Here is a 26043-nt window from a genome sequence, read left to right on the forward strand (position 1 = left end):
GGAGCGTGTCGGGCGCATGCGCCCGACATCCGGCTTACGCCAGTTTACAGGCGTCGGCTTCCCAGCGGTAACCGACACCGTAAACGGCGCGGATAAAGGATTGTTCTTCATCCAGCGCTTCGAGTTTGCGACGCAGGTTTTTGATATGGCTGTCGATGGTACGGTCAGTTACTACGCGGTAGTCGTCATACAGATGGTTAAGCAACTGCTCGCGGGAGAACACTTTGCCCGGCTCGCTGGAGAGGGTTTTCAGCAGGCGAAACTCAGCGGGCGTGAGATCCAGCAGCTTGTTGTGCCAGCTCGCCTGAAAACGCCCTTCATCGACAATCAGCGGGCTTTCAGCATCCAGCCGCTCCAGCTCGCGCTGCGGTTTGCAACGGCGCAGGATGGTTTTCACGCGCGCCACCACTTCACGCGGGCTGTAAGGTTTGCAGATGTAATCATCCGCGCCAATCTCCAGCCCCAGCAGGCGGTCGATCTCTTCGATTTTCGCCGTCACCATAATAATGGGCACGTTAGAAAAACGACGGATTTCCCGACATAACGTTAACCCGTCGGTACCGGGCAGCATCAAATCCAGCAGGATCAGATCCGGCGGCGTCTGGCGCACGTAAGAGAGCACCTGATCGCCGTGGTTAATCAGCGTTGGCGCGTAGCTTGCCGCGCGCAGATAGTCGAGCAGCAACTGCCCAAGCTTAGGCTCATCTTCAACAACCAGGATGCGTGGCGTGTTTTCATCGATCGGTAACTCAGTCATACATCTCTCGTTTTTTCGCGTTCAAGCGGTAGTTCAACTGTAATGCTAACCCCGCCGAATGGCGAGTGCGCCGCGTGGATAGCGCCACCGTGCGCTTCCACAATATTCAAACAAATAGCCAGCCCCAGGCCGGAGCCGCCGCTGGCACGGTTACGCGAGCCTTCCGTGCGATAAAAACGCTCGAACAGCCGTTTGAGTTGCTCATCGCTGACGCCCGGTGCGCTGTCGGCAAAACGCATCACCAGCGTATTGTCGCGGGTCATGACCTGGATAAGCATTTGCCCGCCCGCATCGGTGTAGCGCAGGCTGTTTTCCAGCAGGTTGTTAAATAACTGCATCAGGCGATCGGGATCGCCAAACACCGTGGCGCTGGCGGGCACTTCAAGAGAAAGGGTCAGATTGCGGCTGGCGTAACGCTCGCGGAAAGCGCCTGCGGCGACTTCGACCAGCGACACCACATCCACCGGCGCTTTCTGGTAGGCCAGCGCCCCTTCATCAGACATTGATAACTGGTGCAGGTCATTGACCAGCTTGGTGAGCGTGGCGACTTCTGCCTGCAGCGAGGCTACCGATTCCGGCGTGAACTGCCGCACACCATCCTGGATCGCCTCCAGTTCGCCGCGCAGCACCGCCAGCGGCGTGCGCAGTTCGTGCGAAATATCCGCCATAAAATCGCGGCGCATTTGCTGATTGCGCTCCAGCGTGCTGGCGAGCTGGTTAAAGTCGCGCGCCAGCCAGCCAAGCTCATCCTGGCTACCGGGATTGACCCGGGTGGAGAAATCGCCCGAGGCGAGCCGGTGGGTGCCATCGACCAGCCGTTTTACCGGCGCCAGTAAACCGCGCGCCAGCGGGAAAGTCGCCAGCGCGGCGAGCAATGTGGCAAGGCCGACAATCAGCCAACTGGTGCGTCGCTGCTGGCGTTCAAAGTTGATATCGGTGTTGCGCGTCAGGCGCTCAATCGGCGAAGCGATAACCCAGCCGACGGTCGCGTTATTCACGACAATTGCCCGGCGTGTGCCATCCTTTGGCACCGGTGAGCGCGGACCGACCAGCACATTATTATCCTGATCGGCGACCCAGAATTTGGTGCGCCAGCCGTGCGGCGGCATATCCGGCGGCGGCGGGCCAGGGGAGCGCTCCATTTCGTCATTCGGGCCGGAACGCATGTCACGCTCCCCGCCGGGTTCCATGCCTGGCGGTGCATTGCTGTCCATCTCGCGCGGCGGTTCACCAGGCCGGTCTTCTTCACGGTCGTTATCGCGTTCGAATGAACGCAAGAGCTGGAAAATCACCCGGTCATTGTTGCGCAGAAACTGCCAGCTACCGTTTTGCGCATACTGCTCAGCCAGCGAGTCGCTCAGCATTTGCAGGCGCTGTTCGTTGCCGCGCTTAATGTAGTCAATAAAACCGTGCTCAAAGCTGAGACGTACCGCCCAGTGCATGGTGATCAGCAGAACAATACAGGTGGCTAAAATCGCCAGAAACAGTTTGGCCGTAATACCCGGCCGCCAGAACTTCATGACGCTCTCCTGTTGCGACGGGCAATCACGACGTTCTGGCTGGCGTCATTCGGGACGCGGGCAAAGAGCAACGCCGGAAGTGAAATAATCACCGCCATGCTGAGATAGGTGTAAAGGAAAACATGGTGCGCCACGCCGCTGTCTGCGGACAGATGCTGCTGACCAAACAGGCCGAGCAGCAGCCCGGCGACAGTCACCCCGATACTCATCGATAACTGCATGATCATCGACAGCAGGCTGTTGCCGCCGCTGGCCAGCTCATCGGGCAGATCTTTGAGCGTTAAGGTGTTCATGGAGGAGAAGCGCATCGAGTTGATCATCCCCTGGCAGAACAGCACCACCGGCAGCAGGTAATACCAGCCGAGCAGCGCTGTTGCCATAAACAGCAGGCTGATGGCGGCCAGACCAAGCGTGGAGCAGACCAGTGCGCGGCGGTAGCCAAAGCGGTTCACCACCTGCACCACGATGCGTTTCATTCCCATGCTGCCCAGCACCATCGGGATCATCATCAGCCCGGCGTGAAAGGGCGAAAACCCCAGGCCAATCTGCAAAAACACCGGCGTCATAAACGGCAACATACCGCTGCCGATGCGCCCGGCGAAACTCCCGGCCAGACCCAGCGAAAAAGAGGGCGTGCGGAACAACCGCAGATTAAATAATGCACCGTCGTTGCCTCTGGCATGCAGCAGATAAAAGAGCATCGCCGCCGCGCCCACCGCCACCAGCGCGCCGAGTTGCCACGACGTTAGCCCCAGCCCGCGATTGCCATCGAGCGCCAGCGTCAGCGTTGCCATGCCGCCCGCGAGCAGCACAAAACCCGCCATATCAAAGCGGCGGGTTTGCAGGGTGTAGTTGGGCATCAGGCTGAGGGTGGCGATCGCACCGAGAATGCCCACCGGCAGATTAATCAGGAAAATCCAGTGCCAGGAGGCATATTCCACCAGGATACCACCAAGCGCCGGGCCGAGCAGCGGGCCTACCTGCCCCGGCAGGGTGACAAAAGTCATCGCCGCCATGTACTGATCGCGTGGGACAATTTTCATCACCGTTAGCCTGCCGACCGGCACCATCATCGCGCCGCCGACACCTTGCAGCACGCGCGCCATGACTAACTGATCGAGTGTCGACGCCTGCGCGCAAAACAGTGAGCCGGTGGTAAACAGCACAATGGCGGCAAAAAAGATGTTCCGCACGCCAACCCGGTCTGCCAGCCAGCCGCTGGCGGGCAGCATCACCGCTACCGTCAGCACATAGGCGACCACCACCATATGCATGTGCAGCGGGCTCTCCCCGAGGCTTTTCGCCATCGAGGGGAGCGCCGTGTTAACAATGGTGGTATCCAGCGACTGCATAAAAAAGCCAAAGGCGACGATCCATAGCTGCCAGCGGATATTTTTCGGTAGCTCATTCATTCACTAACTGGCTCTCTTTCGTGTCGGCTAAAGCGCATACGCAGGCGGTCGAAGAAGAGATAGACCACCGGCGTGGTGTACAGGGTGAGTAACTGGCTCATTACCAGCCCGCCCACAATCGTAATACCGAGCGGCTGGCGTAGCTCTGAGCCGTCGCCACCGGAGATCACTAATGGCAGCGCGCCAAACAGCGCCGCCAGCGTGGTCATCATGATCGGGCGAAAACGCAGCAGGCAGGCCTGGAAAATCGCCTCTTCAGCCGTGAGATTACCCTGGCGCTGCGCTTCGAGCGCGAAGTCAACCATCATAATCGCGTTTTTCTTTACAATCCCAATCAACAGCATAATGCCAATTAGCGCGATCAAACTGAATGGCGCGCCGAAAAGCTCAAGCGCCAGCAGCGCGCCCACGCCCGCCGAGGTCAGGGTAGAGAGAATGGTCAGCGGGTGAACATAGCTTTCGTACAAAATCCCCAGCACGATATAGACCGTCGCAATTGCCGCCAGGATCAGGATGACCTGCGAGTTCATTGTTTCCTGGAACACCTGCGCGGTGCCGGCAAAACTGCCGCGCACGCTGGAAGGCACGCCAAGCTGCGTCATCGCGCGGTTAATGGCGTCGCTGGCTTGCGATAACGAGGTTCCCGTTGGCAGGTTAAAGGCAATGGTCGAGGCCGCCGACAACCCCTGATGATTCACCGACAGCGGCGCGTTTGCGGGCTGCCAGTGCGCGAAGTAGGAGAGCGGGATCGTTTTGCCGTCACTGTTGATGACGTACATCTTATCCAGCGCGCTGACATCCTGGGTGTAGCGCGGGTCGACTTCCATCACCACTTTGTACTGGTTTAGCGGTTGGTAAATGGTGGAAATCTGCCGTTGACCGAAGGCATTATTCAGCAGGCTGTTGGCCGCCTGGACGCTGATACCGAGCCGCGACATGGTTTCACGGTCGTACACCAGATTCATCTCCGCGCCGTTATCCTGCTGATCCGAGTTAACGTCGGCAAGCTCCGGCAGTGCGGCAAGGGCTTTGCGAATTTTGGGCTCCCATTCGCGCAGGGCGCTGAGCGAGTCCGACAGCAAAGCGAACTGGTAGCTGGCATTGGCCTGGCGACCGCCGACGCGAATATCCTGCACGGCCATCAAAAACAGGCTCGCGCCCGGCTCTTTGGCCAGCTTGCCGCGCAGACGATCAATCACCTGTTGCGCAGTTTCGTGGCGCACACCGCGGGGTTTCAGGGTGATAAACATCATGCCGCTGTTAACACGTGAACCGCCGGTAAAACCGGTGACATTATCTACCGCCGGATCGTCACGGATTATCTTCATAAAGTCCTGTAACTTACCGCGCATCGCCTGGAATGAAATACTCTGATCGGCCTGAATACCGCCCATCAACACGCCGGTATCCTGCTCCGGGAAGAAGGTTTTCGGAATCGAAATATAGAGCCAGATATTGAGCGCGATGGTGCCAATCAACACCAACCCGACTAACCGCGCATGGTTGAGCACCCATTTCAACGATCGTGCGTATTGCTGTTGTAGCGCCACCAGCAGGCGGCCGAAGCCTTTTTCCCGGCTGCGCTCGCGCGGTTTATGCGCTTTTAACAACCAGCCGCACATCATCGGCGTTAGCGTCAGGGAAATGGCCAGCGAAATACCAATCGCCACCGACAGTGTGACGGCGAATTCGCGCAGCAAACGTCCCGGAAGCCCCGCCATCAGCAGCAGCGGCAGGAATACGGCCACCAGCGAAATACTCATCGACAGCACGGTAAAGCCGACTTCTCGCGTGCCTTGCAGCGCTGCCTGCAACGGTTTCATCCCCGCTTCCAGATGGCGTGAGATATTTTCCAGCACCACAATCGCATCATCGACCACAAAACCGGTGGCAATGGTCAGCGCCATGAGCGACAGGTTATTCAGGCTAAAGCCGCATAAATACATGGCGGCAAACGTGCCGATAAGCGACACGGGGACGGCAACCGCCGGGATCAGCGTTGCGCGGCCTGAACGTAAAAACAGGAACACCACCAGAATCACCAGTGCCACCGAGATAACCAGCGTCTGTTCGACCTCGGCCAGCGAAGCGCGAATGGTCGGCGAGCGATCCTGGGCGATTTGCAAATCAATCGCCGCAGGAATGGTTTGCTGCAGGCCGGGCAGACGGGCGCGAATACTGTCCACTGTCTGAATAATATTGGCTTCCGGCAGTTTGCGGATCATCAGCAAAATAGCGGGCTTCGCATTGGTCATCCCGGCGTTGCGCACATCCTGCACCGAGTCAGTGACTTTAGCGACATCGCTTAAGCGCACGGCGGAGCCGTTTTTGTAGTGAATGATTAACGGTTGGTATTCGGCGGCGGTTTTCAGCTCGTCGTTGGTTTGCACCTGCCAGCGCCGCGTGCCGTCTTCCACTGCGCCCTGCGGTTTGCGCACGTTGGCATTGCTGATTGCCGTACGCACTGAATCCAGCGATACGCCCTGGTTAAACAGCGCCTGCGGGTTTAAATCCACACGCACGGCGGGCAGGGAACTGCCGCCAACGTCAACGTCGCCCACGCCATCAATCTGCGAGATGGTTTGCGCCAGTTGCGTCGAGGCGAAGTCATACAACTGCTCCTGCGAATAGGTGTCTGACGTAAGCGTCAAAATCATGATCGGCGCAGCCGACGGATTCGCTTTGCGATAGGTCGGGTGCGATGGCATGCCGCTTGGTAACAGGTTTTGCGCCGCGTTAATCGCCGCCTGCACATCGCGCGCCGCGCCGTTGATATCGCGGTCGAAATTAAACTCAAGAATAATGCGCGTGCTGCCCAGCGAACTGGATGAGGTCATTTCACTGACCCCGGCAATGCGCCCGAGCGAGCGCTCAAGCGGGGTGGCAACAGAGGAGGCCATGGTTTCCGGTGACGCGCCCGGCAGTGAGGCGCTAACCATAATCACCGGAAAATCGACCTGCGGCAGCGGGGCGACCGGCAGCAGCCGGAAGCCGAGAATGCCGCACAGCGTAATGGCGAGCGAAATCAAAATCGTCGCCACCGGGCGGTAAATGAAGAGGGCGAAAAACTTCACTTACGCCTCCTCTTCACGGCGCGGGAAACGCTTTTTCACCGCCAGCGACAGGCGATCGAATAACAGGTAAATCACCGGCGTCGTAAAGAGCGTCAGCACCTGGCTCACCAGCAAACCACCGACCATACCAATGCCCAGCGGACGGCGTAACTCTGCGCCGACGCCGGTGCTCAGCATTAACGGTAGCGCACCAAGCAGTGCCGCCAGGGTGGTCATTAATATCGGGCGAAAACGCAGTAAACAGGCCTGGAAAATCGCATCGCGCGGCGACATGCCCTCTTCGCGTTCGGCGGCGAGGGCGAAGTCGATCATCATGATGGCGTTTTTCTTGACGATACCAATAAGCAAAATAATGCCGATGATAGCAATCACATCCAGTTCACTGCCGGACACCATCAGCGCCAGCAGCGCGCCAACGCCAGCCGTTGGTAAAGTCGACAGGATAGTGATGGGGTGAATAAAGCTCTCGTACAGCACGCCGAGCACGATATACATCGCCGCGACAGCCGCGACAATCAGCCAGATGGTGCTGCCAAGCGCCGCCTGGAACGCCAGTGTGCTGCCCTGGAATTGCGTGGTGATATCCGTCGGGAAGTTGAGCGTTTTCTCGCTATCCAGCACGGCCTGCACCGCATCGCCGAGCGAATACCCCTCCGCCACGTTGAAGGAGATCGTCGTCGACGGGAATTGATCCAGATGGTTGATGCTCAGCGGTGCGTAGCGTTGCTCCACTTTCGCAATCGACGAGAGCGGCACGATGCCGCCATCGGTACTGGTCAGGCGAATATTGTCGAGCGCGGAAAGCCCCGGCGTTTGCGCCGTGTCGTGTTCCAGCACCACGCGATACTGGTTTGCCTGGGTGTAAATGGTGGAGATCAACCGCTGACCAAACGCGTTATAAAGGGCGTTATCCACGTCCGCCATGTTGATGCCAAGGCGGCTGGCACTGTCGCGATCGACATTCACGTAGGCCACCAGGCCTTTGTCTTGCCAGTCGCTGCTGACATCTGCCAGTTGTGGCAGCGCCTGCAGTTTACTCACCAGTTGCGGCACCCAGGTACTGAGCGCATCCAGCGAGTTGGCCTGCAAGGTGAACTGATATTGCGTGCGGCTGACGGTGGTATCGATGGTTAAATCCTGCGTCGGTTGCAGGTAGAGTGCCACGCCGGGCACTTTCGCCGCCGCCTGTTGCAGGCGCTCAATCACTGGCTGGACGCGATCGTCGCGCTTATCCAGCGGTTTCAGGTTGATTTGCAATCGGGCGCTGTTAAGCGACGGGTTGGTGCCATCCACGCCGACAAATGACGTCAGGCTTTCTACCGCCGGATCGCGCAGGACAATATCGGCCACCTGGCGCTGGCGCTCTGCCATGCTGACAAAGGACGCGGATTGCGGCGCTTGCAGGGTTCCCTGGATAATGCCGTTGTCCTGCACCGGGAAGAAACCTTTCGGAATGAACACCCACAGCATGATCGACAAAAACAGGGTTCCGACCGCCACGCTCAACGTCAGCCACGGGTGATTGAGCACTTTGCTCAGTAGCCTGCCGTAGGCCGCGATGACGCGTTCGAAAAAACGCTCCGACGCGCGGGAAAAACGGTTCTGTTTGCGCAGGGATTCGGCGCTTAGCATGCGTGCGCACATCATCGGCGTCAGCGTCAGCGACACAATCGCGGAAATCAGGATCGCTATCGCCAGCGTGACGGCAAATTCGCGGAACAGGCGGCCGACGATATCCCCCATAAACAGCAGCGGGATCAGGACCGCAATCAACGAGAACGTCAGCGAGATAATGGTAAAGCCGATCTCACCAGCCCCTTTCAGGGCGGCGGCCAGCGGTTTTTCGCCTTTTTCGATATAGCGCGAGATATTTTCGATAACCACAATCGCGTCGTCGACCACAAAGCCGGTGGCGATGGTCAACGCCATTAGCGTCAGGTTGTTGATGGAGAAACCGAGAAATACCATCGCCGCGAATGTCCCGACCAGCGACAGCGGCACCGCCACGCCCGGAATAATGGTCGCCGGAATATTGCGCAAGAAGACGTAGATAATCATCACCACCAGCGCGATCGCCAGCATCAGCTCGAACTGGGTGTCGTCGACCGACGCGCGAATGTTGTTGGTTCTGTCTGACAGCACTTTCACCGTCACCGATTTTGGCAGGCTTTCGGTTAACTGCGGCAGCAGCGTACGGATGCTGTCGGCGGTGTCGATAATGTTCGCCCCCGGCTGGCGCTGGACGTTCATGACAATCGCTTGTTGCTTATTAGCCCATGCGCCAAGCCAGCTATTTTCTGCGCCTTGTTCAACGGTCGCGATATCGCCAAGCCGGATCGGCGCGCCATTCTGATATGCGACAATCAACTGGCGATACTCTTCGGCAGACTGCATCTGATCGTTGGCGGAGAGCGTGACGGCGCGGGTTGGGCCGTCGAGGCTGCCTTTCGCCGAATTGACGTTGGCATTACTGATGGCGGTGCGAATGGTTTCGCTGGTCAGCCCGAGAGCCGCAATCGCCTGGGCATTGAGTTTTACACGCACCGCCGGGCGCTGGCCGCCAGAGAGCGTCACCAGACCGACGCCGGAAACCTGCGAGATTTTCTGCGCGACGCGCGTTTCCACCATATCTTCGACCTGGGTCATGGGCATGGCGGAAGAGGTGACGGCGAGCGTCATAATCGGTGGGTCTGCCGGGTTAACTTTACTGTAGACCGGCGGGTTGGGCAGATCGGAGGGGAGCAGGCTGTTAGCGGCATTCATCGCCGCCTGCACTTCCTGCTCGGCGACATCCAGCGGCAAACTGAGCTGGAACTGCAAGGTCACCACCGACGCGCCGCCGGAACTTTGCGACGACATCTGTTTTAAGCCGGACATCTGACCAAACTGGCGCTCCAGCGGCGCGGTGATCGCCGAAGTGACCACATCGGGGCTGGCACCGGGGTAGAGGGTCACCACCTGAATGGTCGGGTAATCAACTTCAGGCAGCGCGGAAACGGGCAGAAAACGGTAGCCGATAATACCGGCCAGCAGGATCGCCACCATCAACAGCGTGGTGGCGACCGGACGCAAAATAAACAGACGGGAAGGGCCGCCCGTCCGGCCCGGCGGTAGCAACTGCATCAGGACTGCGCTCCTTTGGCCGGATGTTCACGCTTTGCCGGTACGGCGTCGGCGTTTTTCGCATCCACGACTTCCACTTTCGCCCCTTCGGTCAGGCGGTCAATGCCGTCCGTCACCACGCGATCGCCCGCCGACAGACCGGCGGCAATCACCACTTTCTGGCTGTCCTGAATACCTGGCGTGACGGTGTGTTTGCTGACCTGGTTCTTGTCGTTCAGAACCCAGACGAAGTTGCCTTCGTTGCCCATTTGCAGGGCGGCTGCCGGGATCACTACCGCGTCCTGCTGCGTGGCAACCAGCATGCGCGCGTTGACGAACTGGTTGGGGAACAGGGCATCGTCCTGGTTATCAAAGCGGGCTTTCAGTTTGATGGTGCCGGTGGTGGCGTCAATCTGGTTATCGAGGCTTAACAATGTGCCGCTGCTCAGCTTCTGTTTATTGGTGCGATCCCAGGCTTCCACCACCAGTTGCTGGCCTGCTTTTTGCGCCTGCACCACGGTGGCGATTTCGCTTTCCGGCAGGGTAAACACCAGATCGATGGGGTGGGTTTGCGTCAACACCACGATGCCGGTGGTGTCGCTGCTGCTGATTTGGTTACCGATATCCACCTGTTTTAAACCCACTCGCCCGGAAATGGGGGCGGTGATGCGGCTCCAGTCCAGCTCTAACTGCGCGCTGGCTACAGCGGCTTCATCCGCTTTCACGGTGCCTTCCGATTCGGTCACCAGCGCCTGCTGGCTATCGAGATCCTGGCGTGAAACCAGGCTGGTTTTCGCCAGTTGCTGGTAGCGCGAAAGATCGCGGCGGGCGTTGGCGAGTGTGGCTTTATCTTTCGCCAACTGGCCCTGCGCTTGCGCCAGCGCCACTTTGAACTGGCTTGGGTCGATTTCCGCCAGCAGATCGCCGGCTTTTACTTGCTGGCCTTCCTGGAAATGGATCGCCATAAGCTGGCCCGAAACGCGGCTGCGCACGGTAACGGTATTAGCGGCGGTAATGGTGCCGAGCCCGGAGAGATAACGCGGTACGGCTTCGCGGGTTGCCGTTGCGGCCTGCACCGGCGGCAGCGCGCCGCCGCGCATACCGTGGCGACCTCCGCCAGGCGCGCCCTGGCGCTGAGTCTGCCCGGTGGCGGTAGAAGAAGTCTCTTTATGTGCGAACTGGTACCAGGCTACGCCCGCTACCGCCATGACCACGGCCGCGACAAGCGTGCGGCGAAACGTAACACTGCCTTTCATCGTTATAGGTATCTCATCGGAAAACTAATGGCGAAATAATACTAGTTTAGTAACGGCATGCCCCGGAAAAATGGAGGAAAAATGAAACACTGTCTGGAAACGTATGGCAGGCAGGGTAATTTGCGTTAGGGGGATTTTAAAGAAGAAAATAATGCCGGGAGGGATCCTCCCGGCAAGATATTAACGGAACAGTGTCTGCGCCCAGCGCGCAAGACCGGCGGTGACGGAGCCGAAGTCATCGCCGCCCGCAATCGGGATCCCCGGCAGGGTTTGCGCCAGCGCTTTTTTAATCAGCGGTGAACGCGCGCTACCGCCAGTGAGATAAATCACTTCCGGCGTTTCCGCACTGTTTTCCAGCGCCAGTTGCACCTGTTCAAGGATGCGCTGCAGCGGCTGATTTAGCGCGCTTTCCAGACCATCCTGGTCAATCGCCGCCGCGAGGTCATCGCTAATAAATGGCAAGGGAGCGGTAACCTGGGTGCCGTCGGAAAGGGCGATTTTGCTCTCTTCGGCGCTGCGCACCAACCGGTAGCTCAGACGCTGCCGCCATACTTTTACCAGCAGCGCCACTTTCTCCGCGTCGCGCGCGTCGCGCAGGAGATCGTTAAGCAAGCGGCCATTGGCGGCGCTGTAAAACTCGGTCTGCGCGGGAACATCGTTAATCGCTACCGCATTCCACCAGGGCAGTATCGGCAGCGCGATGCCTTTTTCTGTCTGACCGCCCATGCCGAGCAGCGGCATCAGGCTTTTGAACGCCAGCGCAATGTCTAAATCGTTACCGCCAACGCGGCAGCCGCTATGCCCTAACAGGCTGGCGGCGCGCTCTTGCTTATCGCGCCACTGCGGCCCCATCAGCAATAATGAGCAGTCTGTCGTACCGCCGCCGATATCCACCACCAGCACGCGTTTTTCGGCGCTTAACGTTGCTTCAAAATCGAGCCCGGCGGCGACCGGTTCGAACTGGAACACCACATCACGGAATCCGGCGCGTTTTGCGGCACGTTCCAGGATGCCTTGCGCCTGCGCGTTCGCCTCATCGCCGCCCAGCCCCTGGAAGTTGATCGGGCGACCAATCACGGCCTGATCAATGCTTTCCGGCAGTTGCGTTTCTGCCTGCTGGCGGATATGCAGCATCATGGCGCACACCAGGTCTTCGAACAGGGCGATTTGCTGCGGTTTCAGGCCGCTGGCACCCAGGAAGGATTTTGGTGATTTAACAAAGTACACCTCTTCCGGGTCGCTGACGTATTGACGCAATGAAGCCAGCCCGAACTGCACGCTGGAGGCGCTAACCTCAATATCTTCCTCGCGGTTAAAGCTCATCGCCCGGCGCAGCAGCGCCTGGGTTTCGCCGTCTGTCGCCGGAACCTGATGGTGGCGATAGAGCCACTCGCTGACCGCTTCACGCGTCGGTGCGCAAAGCATCGACGGGAGTAAAGTACTGTTATTTTCCATTTTCAGCAGTTGCGCTGCGCCGTCGCGCATCACCGCGACCGAGCAGTTTGCCGTACCGTAGTCAAAACCAACAAACACGTGTTTATCCCCATGCCAGTGAAGAAGGGGGGCGACTTTAGCCGAATGCGTGGCGGGCGACAACCGGAATATGAAAGCAAGGCGGAAAATCCCCGGTTTGTTATGCTGTTAGCGTCACTATTCAGGAGTTGCTATGTACACACTGCACTGGCGCAAGCCGTATGACTGGGCGTGGATGTTCGATTTTTTACGCGCGCGCGCCGTGGCGGGCGTTGAGGAGATTAGCGCAACGCGTTATGTGCGCACGTTCCATTATCACGGGCATCGCGGGTTAATCACCGCCGAGCCTGACGAAGCCACCGCGACGCTGAAGGTCACACTCAGCGATGGGCTTGTGCCAGTGGCTGAATACTGCCTGGCGCGCCTGCGTGGCTTGTTTGATCTGGATTGTGATGCAGAAATCGTCAACACCGCGCTGGGCTCACTGGGTGCGGCGCGTCCCGGTTTACGTTTGCCGGGCAGCGTGGATCCGTTTGAACAGGCGGTGCGGGCGATTCTGGGGCAACTGGTGAGCGTGGCGATGGCGGCGAAGCTGACCGCAAAAGTGGCTCAGCGCTTTGGTGAACCGCTGGCAGAAGCGCCGGGAATGATCTGCTTTCCCGCGCCGCAGCAACTGGCACAAGCGCAACCGGAAGAACTCAAAGCGCTGGGCATGCCGTTAAAACGCGCGGAGTCGCTCATTTTTCTTGCGCAGACGGTCTGCGACGGTACATTCCCGCTCACTCCACCCGCGGATGTGGAACAAGGGGTGAAAGCGCTGCAAACCTGGCCGGGTATCGGTCGCTGGACTGCGAACTACTTCGCGCTGCGTGGCTGGCAGGCGAAAGATGTGTTCCTGCCGGATGATTACCTGATTAAGCAGCGTTTTGCCGGGATGACACCCGCGCAAATCCGCCGCTACGCGGCGCGCTGGCAGCCGTGGCGCTCATATGCGTTGTTGCACATCTGGTATACCGATGGCTGGCAGCCGGAAGGGGAATAAGGCTGTGAATTGCGCACAAGAGGGAAATAAGGCGTTATTGTCGCAGCAAGTTTGGAACCGGCCAGCGCGGAAAAACCGGAGCGTACACGTAGTACGTGAGGATTTTGAGCACTGCCCGGTTTCAAAATGGCAAGTAAAATAGCCTTATTACCTCTTGTCAGTTAATGGCGAAATAACTGGTATTCAGCATCAAATCCAGCGGCTGCGCCTGTGAAATAATATCCCCGTAGATCAAATCAATACCGATCCCCGACAGGGTATCCATCATCAGCGGCTGATGAGTCGGCCCGGCGATACTCTTCACGCCCAGTCGCTGCGCGTGACCCTGAATAATGGTCACCATCATCTCGTCCATCAGGTTGCCGTGGACGTTGGTGACTAACTCAGGCTCCAGCAACAGGTAGTCGGCCATATGCGGTGTGAGGTGGTTAAACACTTCCAGATCGTGACCGATATGGCTGAAAATAATGCGGCAACCCGCATGGCGCAGGCGTTTGAGATTCTCATTAATGGTGTTGCCTTCACGCATCAGCGCATCAGCATGAATAATCAAATGCAGCAAACGCCCCGGCAGTGGCCCGCTTTCCAGCATTTGCAGTAGTTCCGTCACCAGAGACTGACTTGCCAGCCCAACGACGGACAGGGGCAGGGCGACACCAAGGCCTTTACCCGCGACGGCTGTCGCATGGTTGCGGAAAAATTCATGAAACACCCGTCTGTCGAGTGCGCGGATAAGTTCCGGTTCCGACAACCCTGAGCGGAACGCGTGCTCCTCCATCACTTCCCCTTCGCTGGTCCACAGGCGCAGCGACAGCAGCCAGAAATTGCAGGCCTCCGGCACACGCGGAGAGGCCACGCCGCGTGCAATCATCAGCAAATGGTTGTCTTTGATCATATGCCACTGCTCATCCAGCGACATCAAGCTGCGCTCATGCTGCATCAGCCCTTGCTGCGCTTCGTAGATAGTAACGATGCCGCGGCCATTGTTTTTGGAGGCGTAACAGGCGATATCCGCCTGCGACATAACGTCTGAGGCCTGGTAATTGGTCTCATCAATAATCGTAATCCCGGCGCTGGCACCGATGCGATGCAAACGGCCTTCCCACATAAACTGGTAATCATTGATGGCTTCAATCATCCGCCCGGAGATATAGCGCGCGCTCTCGACATTACAGTCCGGCAGCAGCAGGCCAAACTCATCACCGCCCAGGCGGGCGAGAATATCGGTTGAGCGCAGCATGCTGAGCATCAGCGAAGAAATTTCACGCAACAAGGCATCACCGGCGGCATGCCCGGCGGTGTCATTCACGGCCTTAAAGCGGTCGAGATCGATAAACACCAGCGCGTGTCGCTGGTGGAACTCCTGCACCGTCACCAGCAGACGTTTGAGATGATTTTCAAAACTGACGCGGTTCGCCAGATGGGTGAGAGCATCGTGAGAGGCGCTGTAACTGAGCTGGCGCAGCATTTTGCGCGACTCGGTGACATCCTGAATAACCAGCACCGAGCCGATATTTTGCCCGTCCAGCGTGCTTAACGGAGTGACGCTGTAGTGGATATCAAAGCTGCCGCCGGTGCGACAGTGCAGCACCACATCCTGCTCAATCGCGGTACGCGACATATCGCCGCTATGAATGTTTTCCATCACCGGACCGTTATCGCCGAAGGTGATGCGCAGCACCGTCAATAAGGGCTGACCAATGGCGTGTTCCTGTGGCCAGCCACTCATTTTTTCCGCCACCGGATTCATAAAGGTGACTTTCATATCAACATCGGTACACAGCACCGCTTCGCCGATGGAATCCAGCGTAATGTGCAGCCGCTCTTTTTCCTGGAACAGCGCATCGTTCAGCTGTTTTACCTCGGTCATGTCCATATTGACGCCGAGCAGCCGCTCAACTTCGCCGTTTTTATTGAGCACGCGGTTGGCAAGGGTGCGGATATGGCGAATTCCCTCTTTTACCGGCACTCTGAATTCCAGTTTGAAGGCGACGCGGGCGGCCAGCGCATCGCGGATAACGCGCTCGGTTTCCGGGCGATCTTCCGGCAAAATGCGTTCGTACCACAGATGCCAGGTCGGTTTCATATGCGCGGGGACTTCGTACATCTCAAACATCCGTTTATCCCAGCTAATGATGTCGGGCTCCAGTTCCCACTCCCAGATACCGATACCACCTGCTTCATTTGCAAGGGTAATGCGCTCCATCAGGCGCTTGTTCACCCACTCGGTCTGCTTCAGATCGTTAATATCTTCTATCTGAGCAATGAAATAGAGCGGGGTGCCGTCGGCATGGCGCACGACGGAAACGGCCAGCAGCCCCCAGACCAGATCGCCATTACGCGTGTAATAGCGCTTTTCCAGCGAGTAGGTGGGAATGTCGCCGCGCACCAGTTGGTCAAGTAGCTCGAGGTCTTTGTGTAAATCTTCCGGCCAGGTGAGCTGCTGAAAGTTCATTAAACGCAGTTCATCCTGGCTGTAACCCAGAAACTGGCACAGCGCTTTGTTGGCCTGCAGCCACTGCCCATCGGTGCCGACTAACGCCATACCAATGGCGGAATATTCCATGGCGTTACGAAAACGCTCTTCGCTTTCGGTAATGTGCTTACGCTCGGCGCGAAAGGCGTACATCACCATGGTCATCACGTTAACCGGCAGCAGGATCATCAAAAACGGTAGCCAGGGCGCGTTGGTCATCACGCTGCTTTTCGGCGCGATAATCAGGTTCGGCTCCCGCGCGATGATCAACGACACCATCATGACGGTGATCAAAAAGACCAGAAACGCTTCCATGCGCGGCAGACGAACCGCGCTCCACATCAACAGCACAATGACGGCGGTGAAAGGCCACGGTAAATAGTGCAGCGCCAGCCAGCTGAGCGTCAGCGTAACGGCAAGCGTCGCCAGCGTTTCCAGCAGCAATTGTGGTTTACGATGGCGCAGCAAATAATGCGGTTTGAATAACAGCCCAAGCGGCACCAGCGCCAGCGCGCCGATGGATTCTGACAACACCCAGACAATAAAGGTCCGCAAAACGTTTTCTGGCGGTACCAGCAAACAGATCAGCGCCCCGCCAACCAGCGGCGGAACCACCGCGCTGCCGATAGCAAGGCGGATCCAGTCGCCCAGATTTTGCAGCGGGTTATACCAGGGCAGCAATTTACGCAGCATTACCGCGCCGATGGCCGCTTCGACAACATTCACGGCGGTATAGCGCAGGTCGACAAAAGAGGCGGAAAAAAGCAGCACGGTGGCGGCAACATTCCCCAGCGCGCAGGCGAACGCGATGCCGGGCCACATCTTCCCCGCGTGGCGGTAAAACGCCACAGTCATGATCGCGGTGGGAAACCAGAGTGGGGCAATGATGGTACCAAAGCGGATCAGTTCCAGCGAGAACAGGGTAAAAATAAAAGAGAGTAACCCTAAACTGAGGAGCCGCAGTCCAGGATAGGGTGTGGTAACCAAAACGCGCTGGTGTTGTTTCTTCATTACCGCTTAATCCGCAAGCCCTGTGCCGTCCGGAACAGAGTCCGACGAATGAAATTTGAAATTTGGATTATGCTAGTACAAACAATTTACAATTCCTATGGCGGGCGCTCATAATTTGACATCATAGTGTTATTAATTACTTAGTGGATGAATAAAACGCGTATCGCGCTCCATTTTTGAGCAGTTTGCTTTGCGAATAATGCGTTTCGCGGGTAAAAATTGGCGACTTTTTATCACACCTGAATCCCGTGTCTATTCGACTGGTATCGTGACGGTGAAATCCCTATAATTGCGGCGTTTGACGCTCTGGCGTCGCCCTTCCTTTACATCCAGGTTATCAGGTCGCTAAATTTATGACTGATCAGTCTCATCAGTGCGTCATTATCGGTATCGCCGGCGCATCCGCTTCAGGTAAAAGCCTTATTGCCAGCACACTTTACCGCGAACTGCGCGAACAGGTAGGTGATGAACATATTGGCGTTATCCCGGAAGACAGTTACTACAAAGATCAAAGCCATCTGTCGATGGAAGAACGTGTAAAAACCAACTATGACCATCCGAGCGCGATGGATCACAGCCTGTTATTCCAGCATTTAGAATCGCTTAAACGCGGCGAAGCCATTGAATTACCGGTTTATAGCTACGTTGAACATACCCGTACGCAAGAAACCATTCGCATTGAAGCCAAAAAAGTCATCATCCTGGAAGGGATCCTGCTGCTGACCGATTCACGCCTGCGCGATGCGATGAACTTCTCGATTTTCGTCGATACGCCGCTGGATATCTGCCTGATGCGCCGTATCAAACGTGACGTTAACGAGCGTGGTCGTTCAATGGATTCGGTAATGGCGCAATACCAGAAAACCGTGCGTCCAATGTTCCTGCAGTTTATTGAACCCTCCAAACAGTACGCCGATATTATCGTGCCGCGCGGCGGTAAAAACCGCATCGCCATTGATATTCTGAAAGCCAAAATCAGCCAATTCTTTGAGTAATAATGTTAGGCTGTCACCGTTCGTATTAATTTGCCCGGCCCCTGAGGCGCGCTCAGGGGTATGTCGCATCAAAAGGAGAATGTGCCATGCGTCTTTGTGACCGAGATATTGAAGCCTGGTTGAACGACGGTCGGCTCGCGATTAATCCGCGCCCGCCGGTTGAGCGTATTAACGGTGCGACGGTTGATGTCCGCCTGGGCAACAAATTCCGCACATTCAGTGGGCACACGGCGGCGTTTATCGATCTCAGTGGCCCGAAACACGAAGTCAGCGCGGCGCTTGATCGGGTGATGAGCGATGAAATTGTGCTGGCAGAAGGCGACGCTTTTTACCTGCACCCTGGAGAACTGGCGCTGGCGGTGACGTATGAATCCGTCACGCTGCCCGCGGATTTGGTCGGCTGGCTGGACGGCCGCTCTTCGCTGGCGCGTCTGGGTTTGATGGTGCATGTTACCGCGCACCGTATCGATCCCGGCTGGTCAGGCTGTATCGTGCTGGAGTTCTATAATTCAGGCAAACTGCCGCTGGCGCTGCGCCCGGGTATGCTGATTGGTGCGTTGAGTTTCGAGCCGCTCTCCGGCCCGGCAGAACGCCCTTATAACCGCCGTGAAGATGCGAAATATCGCGATCAGCAAGGCGCGGTCGCCAGCCGTATTGATAAAGACTGAGTGAAGCAGACCTACTGAGGAAGCCATGAGAAGAGTGTTAACCACGCTGATGATCCTGTTGGTCGTGCTGGTAGCCGGCCTTTCGGCGCTGGTGCTACTGGTCAATCCCAACGATTTTCGCGCTTATATGGTGCGTCAGGTTGAAGCCCGTAGCGGTTACCAATTGCAGCTTGATGGCCCGTTGCGCTGGCATGTCTGGCCGCAGCTTAGCATTCTCTCAGGGCGGATGACCTTAACCGCTCCCGGTGCGCAGACGCCGGTGGTCGCCGCCGACAATATGCGCCTTGACGTTAACCTGTGGCCGTTGCTGTCGCACCAGCTGCATGTCAAACGGGTGATGCTGAAAGGCGCGGTTATCCAGTTAACGCCGCAAAGCGCCGCTGCGCCGCAACAAGGCGCCCCCGTGGCACCACGTGAAAACAATCTGCCGCAGGTGGAAGAGGATCGCGGCTGGTCATGGGACATCGCCAGTCTGCAAGTGGCTGATAGCGTGCTGGTGTTCCAGCACGATGATGATGAACAACTGACGGTGCGCGATATTCGCCTGCAAATGGAGCAGGATTCGTTGCACCAGGCAAAGCTTGATTTCGCCGGGCGGATTAACCGCAATCAACGTGATTTAACCCTCTCTTTCAGCGCGCAAGTGGATGCCCGCGACTATCCGCATAACCTCACCGCAGCCATCGATAACGTGAAATGGCAATTGCAGGGCGGCGATGTCCCGACGCAGGGCATCGAAGGGGAAGGACGCTTACAGGCGCAGTGGCAACGTGCGCAGCAGCGCCTGACGCTCAACGATCTGAGCCTGCGCGCGAACGACACCTCGCTCACCGGTAACGGCAGCGTGACGTTTGGCAACCTGCCTGTATGGGCGCTCGATTTGCAGTTTGACTCCCTCAATCTTGATAATTTGTTACCGCCGGAGCAGACCGCCGATAACAGCGGCTCGCCGCAGCAGCAAGGGCAGGCGCAAAACCGCCTGCCGCGCCCGGTTATCTCCACCAGCCTGGATATACCGCAGTACGAAGGGTTACGCAGTTTTACCGCACAGATTGGCATTAGCGCGAAAAGCGTGCGCTGGCGCGGTATGCAGTTTGCGGATGTGGTCGGACAATTCAACAATAATGCCGGTTTGCTGTCGATTCCTACCCTGCAAGGCAAAATGGGCAACGGGCAGATCTCGTTACCTGGCGAGCTGGATGTGCGCGGTGAGGGATCGCTTGCGACCTTCCAGCCAAAACTGGATAACGTGGAAATCGGCACCATCCTGAAAGCCTTTAATTACCCGATTGCCCTGACCGGCAGCCTGAGCATGGCGGGCGATTTTTCCGGGCCGCGTATCGACGCCGAGGATTTCCGCCGCCACTGGCAGGGCGAGGCGCATATCGATTTGAAAAACAGCCGTATGGAAGGGCTCAACTTCCAGCAACTGGTGCAACAGGCCGTGGCGCGCAGCAGCGATGTGCAGTCGCAGGAAAACTACGATAACGCCACGCGCCTTGATAGCTTCACCAGCGATGTGTCGCTGGATAAAGGTCAGATGAAATTCAGTGACATGCAGGGTAGTTCAGCGCTGCTTTCTTTGACCGGCGAAGGCGAGATGGATCTGGTGAAAGAGCAGGCGGATACGCGCTTTGAAGTGCGCGTGATGGAAGGCTGGAAAGGGGAGAGCGAGCTTATCGATTTCCTGAAAAATACCCCAGTTCCACTGCGCGTATACGGTAAATGGCAGACGCTCAACTACAGCCTGCAAGTGGATCAACTGCTGCGTAAACATCTGCAGGATGAAGCGAAACGCCGGTTAAATGACTGGGCGGATCGCAATAAAGAGCGCCAGAGCGGCAAAGATGTGAAAAAACTGCTCGAGAAGATGTAAGCGAGCCAGCGTGCCGGGTGGACACTGCGCCACCCGGCAAAGCAATTTACAAAATGCCTTCCAGCGCCAGGTGCTGTAACAACATAATGGTTTTGCCGTCGGCAATCTCTCCGCTGCGGATAGCCGCCAGCGCGGTGGCGAAATCCATCTCCACCACTTCGATATCCTCGCCTTCATCTGCTAAACCGCCGCCATTGCTGATGCGCCGGCTGTCATCATATTCGGCGATAAAAAAGTGCAATTTTTCGCTGACTGAACCGGGGCTCATCCACGCTTCAAACACCTTTTGCACCTGCTCAAGGCGGTAACCGGTCTCCTCTTCTGCTTCCTGTTTTATGCGCTCTTCTGCGGCAAGCTCATCCAGTAAGCCGGCTGCCGCTTCCAGTAAAAAGCCGCTGTGCTGGTTAACGAATAACGGCAAGCGAAACTGCCGGGTGAGGATCACGCTGCGTTTGCTCAGGTTATACAGCAGGATCACCGCGCCATTGCCGCGATCGTAAACTTCGCGGCTCTGGCGTTGCCATTCGCCGTCTCTGCGACGAAAGTCAAAGGTGTACTTCGTCAGTTTGCCCCAGTCTTCGGATAAGGGTTTGGTCGCAATAATGCGTACTTGTGCATTTTCAGATGGCATATTCGCTCCTCAGGACGTAAGATCGCATCATAACGTGCACTTTCGTGCATTAACAAGATATTTCGTGCAATCAGGAGCACCTCATGCTGACCTCACAACGCAAACAACTGATCCTTGCCCGCCTCGCTGAAGAGGGACAGGTGCTGTCAAAAAATCTCAGTGAGCAGTTCGGCATATCAGAAGATACGGTGCGCCGCGATTTACGCGAACTGGCGGCGGAAGGGCGCTTGCAGCGGGTGCACGGCGGAGCGTTACCGGCATCGGCGGCGGTGGTCACCTTTTCCGAGCGACAAACATTGCAATCGGATGCCAAGCGGCGGATCGCGCAGAAAGGGGCAGAGCTGGTATCCCCCGGGCAGGTGGTGATGATCGATGGCGGCACCACTACCAGTGAGTTAATCCGTTTTTTCCCGGAAGATTTGCGCATTACGGTTGTCACCCACAGCCCGAGTATCGCTGTCGGGCTGGCACAACATCCGTTGATTAACGTGGTGATGATTGGCGGCCAGCTTTATAAACACTCTATCGTTAATGTCGGCGCGGCGGCGCTGGAGGGGATTGCTCGCGTGCGCGCCGATCTCTTTTTTATGGGGGTGACCGGCGTGCATGTTGAAGCGGGTTTAAGCACCGGTGATTTCGAAGAGTCGCGTATCAAGCATGCCATGGCGCAAAGGGCGGCGGAGACGGTGGTGCTGGCCTCGCCGGAAAAATTAAACACCGCTTCACCGTGGGTGATCGGCGATATCGGACTTATCAATACGCTGGTGGTCGATGCGCAAACCGATAGGCGCACGCTGGAGCCGTTTGCCCGGCGTGGTATTGCGATTGTCAAAGCGTAGGAAAGCAGGCGGGAATGGCCGGGGCGAACCCCGGCATGTTTTACACTTCGTAATCGAGATTATTGTCGCTGCCAAGCGGAATAAGCTGCACTTTTTGCACCCGGTGGCTTTCGACATCCAGCGTTTTTAGCAGGTAATCACCCACCTGAACCTCTTCTCCTGGCTGCGGAATGCGTTGCAGATACTCCATCAGCAGCCCGGCAATGGTGTGATACTCGCGTTTATCGTCGAGCGGCAGCGGTACATACTGCACCAGATCTTCCAGCGGCATATGGCCGTTCGCCGTCCAGCTACCGTCACTGTTTTTCTGAATATCGTGGCGCGCGTCAATCTCTTCGACTTCGTTGGGCAAATTGCCGGCGATGGTTTCCATCACATCGCTTAGAGTCACCACCCCTTCAACGGAGCCAAACTCATCCACCACAAACGCAAAGTGGGTACGGGCATTACGGAACTGTTCCAGCGCCTGCAACAACGGCAATCCTTCCGGGAACACCAGCGGTTGTCGCACCAGCACACGCAGATCGAGCGGTTCGCCGTGTAACGATTGCTGGAGCAGATCGAGGATATGCACCACGCCCAGCAGGGTATCATCCTCTTCGCCACCGGTAACCACCACGCGCGTATGCTGGTTTTTATCCAGCAGGGCACGGACTTCAGCTTCCGGCGCGCTCAGATCGATATGTTCAATATCGTGACGCGACGTCATGATGCTGCTCACCGTGCGCTGATTAAGATTCAGCACGCGTTCAATCATCCGCCGCTCCTGCGGGTTGAAAATCTGGTCATCGTCGCCGTCGCGCAACATCGAGGCGGCATCGGCATCCAGCTCTGCATCTTCTTTACGCCCGCTCAGCAAGCGCATGACCGTTTCGGTGGTGCGCTGGCGCAGCGTTCGGTTGGCGAACAGAAAACGGCGGCGGTTGAAGATTGCCAACTGGTTCAGCGCTTCAATCATGACCGAGAAGCCAATGGCGGCGTACAGGTAACCTTTTGGAATATGGAAACCAAAGCCGTCGGCCACCAGGCTGAAACCAATCATCAGCAGGAAGCTGAGACACAGAATAACAATCGTAGGATGGTTATTGACGAAGCGGGTGAGGGTTTTACTCGCCAGCAGCATCAGCGAAATGGCGATAACCACCGCCGCCATCATCACGGCCAGGTGATCAACCATCCCCACGGCGGTGATCACGGAATCCAGTGAAAAAACCGCGTCCAGCACAACAATCTGCGTCACCACGGCCCAGAATTTCGCGCCGCGCCGCTGCGTGGGGTTGTCGCTGTCTTTCCCTTCGAGGCGCTCGTTGAGTTCAACCGTTGCTTTAAACAACAGGAATAGCCCGCCCACTAACATGATTAAATCGCGGGCGCTGAAACTGAGGCCGCGTACGGTAAATAAAGGTTGGGTCAGCGTGACCAGCCAGGAAATTGAGGCCAGCAGCAGCAGACGCATCAGCATGGCGAGTATCAGACCGGTGACGCGCGCGCGGTCACGCTGTGCTGGCGGCAATTTCTCGGCGAGAATTGCAATAAAAACCAGGTTATCAATACCGAGAACCAGTTCAATCACTACCAATGTGACCAGACCAGCCCAGATTGACGGATCGGCAATCCATTCCATCGTTAACGTAACACCTTATGTGATATGACAATTGTCACAATGCGATCATGTATAAAGCTGAGATAAATTGCAATGTCAGCCTGCGATTTATCTTATTTTAGGTGGTTATTTAAAACGCTTTAAATGTTATTTCCTTATTGTTTCTGGGATTAACTATCACTATTTAAATATGGAAAATAAGAAAAGTCGCATGGGTAATACCATGTCAGTTTTTTGTCAATATGCGGTAAATCCTAAAAAGCTAAAAATTTGGTCTTAATATTATTCTTAAAAAGATGTTTATCTCTGAATGTCGCCTTGCCTGCTATTCGCTTAGCTGCAACAATTCCTCCAGTATCGTTCAAATATACCAGCGTCTTTATTTTCAGCATTGTTAATCAGTGCGAAAGCCGGTACCTGCCGTATTTTATCTGGTTGGCAAATAGCGCCACCAGAAAGAGGATGTAATGGATGACTATCAATGACTTAGCGTCAATCAGTGAATTGGTAACTGAAAGCCAGGGGCGGTAGCGTGCCTGCGGGTATGTCAATCAGCCTGGATTATTCTGTAATCGCATGTGGTTGAATAAACGCTTTTTAGGACTGATGCCAGTTATATTTCTCAAGAATTAACTGCATTCTGAATCTGTGTACAGCTTGAGCGCTTATTTAAATCGCACAGGATAATTACTCTGCCAAAGTGATAATTAATCAATGATGAAATCTAAAACGAAATTGATGCCATTATTGGTGTCCATTAGCTTGATGAGTGGCTGCACCGTCTTCCCCGGGAGCAATATGTCTACGATGGGAAAGGATGTGATTAAACAGCAGGATGCTGATTTTGATATAGACCGTATGGTGAATGTCTATCCATTAACCCCACGTCTGATTGAACAATTGCGCCCGCGCAACAATGTTGCTCAACCGAATATGTCACTGGATCAGGAGATTTCCGCCTACCAGTACCGCGTTGGCCCAGGGGATGTGCTGAACGTAACCGTGTGGGATCACCCTGAACTCACCACGCCAGCCGGTCAGTATCGTAGTTCGAGCGATGCCGGTAACTGGGTACAACCCGATGGCACCATGTTCTATCCGTATGTCGGCAAGATCCACGTTGCCGGTAAGACGCTGAATGAGATCCGTAGTGATATTACCAGCCGTTTAGCGACCTATATTGCTGACCCGCAGGTGGACGTTAATATCGCCGCGTTCCGCTCGCAAAAAGCCTATATCTCGGGCCAGGTGGCAAAATCTGGTCAGCAGGCGATCACCAACGTACCGCTTACCGTTCTTGACGCGATCAATGCCGCAGGTGGTCTGACCGACAGCGCAGACTGGCGCAATGTCGTGCTGACACACCAGGGCCAGGAGCAGCGCATTTCACTGCAGGCGCTGATGCAAAACGGCGATCTCAGCCAGAACCGTTTGCTCTACCCCGGCGACATTCTGTTTGTTCCGCGTAATGACGATCTGAAAGTGTTCGTGATGGGCGAAGTGAAAAAACAGAGCACGCTCAAAATGGACTTCAGCGGCATGACGCTGACCGAAGCGCTCGGCCAGGCCGAAGGTATCGATCTGACCACCTCCAACGCCAGCGGCATTTTTGTTATTCGTCCGCTCAAAGGCAACGAAAGTGGCCGTGGCAACAAGATCGCCAACATCTACCAGCTCGATATGTCGGATGCCACATCGCTGGTTATGGCAACGAACTTCCGTCTCCAGCCGTATGACGTGGTGTATGTCACGACCGCACCGGTTGCGCGTTGGAACCGTCTTATCAACCAGTTGCTGCCGACAATCAGTGGCGTTCGCTACATGACCAACACGGCCAACGACATCCAAAATCTGCAATGACTATGTTCAACAAAATTCTGGTGGTATGCGTGGGGAACATTTGCCGTTCCCCGACGGCAGAACGGCTGCTGAAAAAATACCAGCCCGCTTTAACGGTGGCGTCAGCCGGGCTGGGCGCGCTGGTTGGACGTAGCGCGGACGCCAACGCCGTGAGTGTGGCGGCGGATCATCAACTCTCTCTGGAAGGGCATTGCGCGCGACAAATTACCGGGAAAATGTGCCGCGAATACGACCTGATTCTGGTGATGGAAAAACGTCATATTGCCCGCCTGTGCGAGATTGCCCCGGAAATGCGTGGAAAGGTCATGTTATTTGGCCACTGGGATAACGAGCGGGAGATCCCCGACCCGTATCGCAAAAGTCGTGAAGCTTTTGAAGCTATTTACACCTTACTTGACCAGTCTGCCCGCCATTGGGCGCAGGCATTGCAAGCTCAGCAGGGATAATA

The 26043-nt window shown here is 56.5% G+C and carries 17 protein-coding genes; 7 read left to right on the forward strand and 10 right to left on the reverse strand.

All coding sequences use genetic code 11. The features are described from left to right. Nucleotides 1–34: 34 nt before the first annotated feature. The 7 genes from baeR to yegD form a co-directional block, all read right to left on the reverse strand. Nucleotides 35–757 carry a two-component system response regulator BaeR gene (baeR, locus tag AAIG26_RS09150; RefSeq protein WP_017458511.1) on the reverse strand — a complete coding sequence of 241 codons (723 nt, stop codon included), beginning with the start codon at nucleotides 755–757 and terminating at the stop codon, nucleotides 35–37. After that, entirely contained in the window at nucleotides 754–2277 is a 1524-nt protein-coding gene (gene baeS, locus AAIG26_RS09155) for a two-component system sensor histidine kinase BaeS (protein WP_313626314.1), read from the reverse strand. The genes baeR and baeS overlap by 4 nt, the downstream gene beginning before the upstream one ends. Beyond that, complete coding sequence (locus tag AAIG26_RS09160) at nucleotides 2274–3689, reverse strand: MFS transporter (RefSeq protein WP_020454327.1); 1416 nt, start codon at nucleotides 3687–3689, stop codon at nucleotides 2274–2276. Before AAIG26_RS09160 ends, baeS begins: the two co-directional genes overlap by 4 nt. Further along, nucleotides 3686–6763, reverse strand: coding sequence for a multidrug efflux RND transporter permease subunit MdtC (mdtC, locus tag AAIG26_RS09165; RefSeq protein ID WP_343180543.1), 3078 nt, complete (start codon nucleotides 6761–6763; stop codon nucleotides 3686–3688). The genes AAIG26_RS09160 and mdtC overlap by 4 nt, the downstream gene beginning before the upstream one ends. Further along, nucleotides 6764–9886, reverse strand: a complete 3123-nt coding sequence (locus AAIG26_RS09170) for an MdtB/MuxB family multidrug efflux RND transporter permease subunit (protein ID WP_343180544.1) — start codon at nucleotides 9884–9886, stop codon at nucleotides 6764–6766. Beyond that, nucleotides 9886–11121: an MdtA/MuxA family multidrug efflux RND transporter periplasmic adaptor subunit gene (locus tag AAIG26_RS09175; protein WP_160269521.1), complete on the reverse strand. Its 1236-nt coding sequence runs from the start codon at nucleotides 11119–11121 to the stop codon at nucleotides 9886–9888. The genes AAIG26_RS09170 and AAIG26_RS09175 overlap by 1 nt, the downstream gene beginning before the upstream one ends. Before the next feature lie 180 nt (nucleotides 11122–11301). Then, complete coding sequence (yegD, locus tag AAIG26_RS09180; protein WP_343180545.1) at nucleotides 11302–12654, reverse strand: molecular chaperone; 1353 nt, start codon at nucleotides 12652–12654, stop codon at nucleotides 11302–11304. Between the two features lie 133 nt (nucleotides 12655–12787). Here yegD and alkA point away from each other — a divergent pair, with 133 nt between their 5' ends. After that, complete coding sequence (gene alkA / locus AAIG26_RS09185) at nucleotides 12788–13636, forward strand: DNA-3-methyladenine glycosylase 2 (protein ID WP_343180546.1); 849 nt, start codon at nucleotides 12788–12790, stop codon at nucleotides 13634–13636. A 157-nt stretch (nucleotides 13637–13793) separates the two neighbouring features. Here alkA and AAIG26_RS09190 read toward each other — a convergent pair whose 3' ends face one another. Then, a complete protein-coding gene (locus AAIG26_RS09190; protein WP_343180547.1) occupies nucleotides 13794–17123 on the reverse strand; it encodes a diguanylate cyclase in 3330 nt (1109 codons plus the stop codon). Nucleotides 17124–17476: 353 nt separating this feature from the next. Here AAIG26_RS09190 and udk point away from each other — a divergent pair, with 353 nt between their 5' ends. From udk to asmA, 3 genes are all read left to right on the forward strand, one after another. Beyond that, complete coding sequence (gene udk / locus AAIG26_RS09195; protein WP_017458502.1) at nucleotides 17477–18118, forward strand: uridine kinase; 642 nt, start codon at nucleotides 17477–17479, stop codon at nucleotides 18116–18118. An 86-nt stretch (nucleotides 18119–18204) separates the two neighbouring features. Then, complete coding sequence (dcd, locus tag AAIG26_RS09200) at nucleotides 18205–18786, forward strand: dCTP deaminase (protein WP_017458501.1); 582 nt, start codon at nucleotides 18205–18207, stop codon at nucleotides 18784–18786. 25 nt (nucleotides 18787–18811) lie between these two features. After that, on the forward strand, nucleotides 18812–20662 hold the full coding sequence (asmA, locus tag AAIG26_RS09205) for an outer membrane assembly protein AsmA (RefSeq protein WP_343180548.1): 1851 nt from the start codon (nucleotides 18812–18814) through the stop codon (nucleotides 20660–20662). A 46-nt stretch (nucleotides 20663–20708) separates the two neighbouring features. Here asmA and AAIG26_RS09210 read toward each other — a convergent pair whose 3' ends face one another. Next, nucleotides 20709–21293, reverse strand: coding sequence for a GDP-mannose pyrophosphatase (locus tag AAIG26_RS09210; protein WP_343180549.1), 585 nt, complete (start codon nucleotides 21291–21293; stop codon nucleotides 20709–20711). A gap of 83 nt (nucleotides 21294–21376) precedes the next feature. Between AAIG26_RS09210 and AAIG26_RS09215 the strand changes: the two genes are divergently transcribed. After that, on the forward strand, nucleotides 21377–22132 hold the full coding sequence (locus AAIG26_RS09215) for a DeoR/GlpR family DNA-binding transcription regulator (protein WP_313626306.1): 756 nt from the start codon (nucleotides 21377–21379) through the stop codon (nucleotides 22130–22132). Nucleotides 22133–22172: 40 nt separating this feature from the next. On the opposite strand, the gene AAIG26_RS09220 is transcribed toward AAIG26_RS09215, so the two are convergent. Next, a complete protein-coding gene (locus tag AAIG26_RS09220) occupies nucleotides 22173–23756 on the reverse strand; it encodes a TerC family protein (RefSeq protein ID WP_343180550.1) in 1584 nt (527 codons plus the stop codon). A gap of 693 nt (nucleotides 23757–24449) precedes the next feature. Between AAIG26_RS09220 and AAIG26_RS09225 the strand changes: the two genes are divergently transcribed. Together AAIG26_RS09225 and wzb are read left to right on the forward strand one after the other, a co-directional pair. Then, a complete protein-coding gene (locus tag AAIG26_RS09225; protein WP_044489412.1) occupies nucleotides 24450–25595 on the forward strand; it encodes a polysaccharide export protein in 1146 nt (381 codons plus the stop codon). A gap of 2 nt (nucleotides 25596–25597) precedes the next feature. Next, entirely contained in the window at nucleotides 25598–26041 is a 444-nt protein-coding gene (wzb, locus tag AAIG26_RS09230; protein ID WP_020454314.1) for a low molecular weight protein-tyrosine-phosphatase Wzb, read from the forward strand. The last annotated feature ends 2 nt before the right edge of the window (nucleotides 26042–26043 follow it).

Origin of the sequence: Kosakonia sp. PSU_27, from assembly GCF_039409795.1 — a bacterium.
Lineage (GTDB): Bacteria > Pseudomonadota > Gammaproteobacteria > Enterobacterales > Enterobacteriaceae > Kosakonia.

Excerpts from the sequence above, each read along its gene's own strand:
- AAIG26_RS09225 (WP_044489412.1), top strand. The coding sequence starts at position 24,450 with ATGATGAAATCTAAAACGAAATTGATGCCATTATTGGTGTCCATTAGC.
- AAIG26_RS09215 (WP_313626306.1), top strand. The coding sequence starts at position 21,377 with ATGCTGACCTCACAACGCAAACAACTGATCCTTGCCCGCCTCGCTGAA.
- AAIG26_RS09220 (WP_343180550.1), bottom strand. The coding sequence starts at position 23,756 with ATGGAATGGATTGCCGATCCGTCAATCTGGGCTGGTCTGGTCACATTG.
- udk (WP_017458502.1), top strand. The coding sequence starts at position 17,477 with ATGACTGATCAGTCTCATCAGTGCGTCATTATCGGTATCGCCGGCGCA.
- baeS (WP_313626314.1), bottom strand. The coding sequence starts at position 2,277 with ATGAAGTTCTGGCGGCCGGGTATTACGGCCAAACTGTTTCTGGCGATT.
- AAIG26_RS09160 (WP_020454327.1), bottom strand. The coding sequence starts at position 3,689 with ATGAATGAGCTACCGAAAAATATCCGCTGGCAGCTATGGATCGTCGCC.
- wzb (WP_020454314.1), top strand. The coding sequence starts at position 25,598 with ATGTTCAACAAAATTCTGGTGGTATGCGTGGGGAACATTTGCCGTTCC.
- dcd (WP_017458501.1), top strand. The coding sequence starts at position 18,205 with ATGCGTCTTTGTGACCGAGATATTGAAGCCTGGTTGAACGACGGTCGG.
- AAIG26_RS09175 (WP_160269521.1), bottom strand. The coding sequence starts at position 11,121 with ATGAAAGGCAGTGTTACGTTTCGCCGCACGCTTGTCGCGGCCGTGGTC.
- AAIG26_RS09170 (WP_343180544.1), bottom strand. The coding sequence starts at position 9,886 with ATGCAGTTGCTACCGCCGGGCCGGACGGGCGGCCCTTCCCGTCTGTTT.
- asmA (WP_343180548.1), top strand. The coding sequence starts at position 18,812 with ATGAGAAGAGTGTTAACCACGCTGATGATCCTGTTGGTCGTGCTGGTA.
- alkA (WP_343180546.1), top strand. The coding sequence starts at position 12,788 with ATGTACACACTGCACTGGCGCAAGCCGTATGACTGGGCGTGGATGTTC.
- AAIG26_RS09190 (WP_343180547.1), bottom strand. The coding sequence starts at position 17,123 with ATGAAGAAACAACACCAGCGCGTTTTGGTTACCACACCCTATCCTGGA.
- baeR (WP_017458511.1), bottom strand. The coding sequence starts at position 757 with ATGACTGAGTTACCGATCGATGAAAACACGCCACGCATCCTGGTTGTT.
- AAIG26_RS09210 (WP_343180549.1), bottom strand. The coding sequence starts at position 21,293 with ATGCCATCTGAAAATGCACAAGTACGCATTATTGCGACCAAACCCTTA.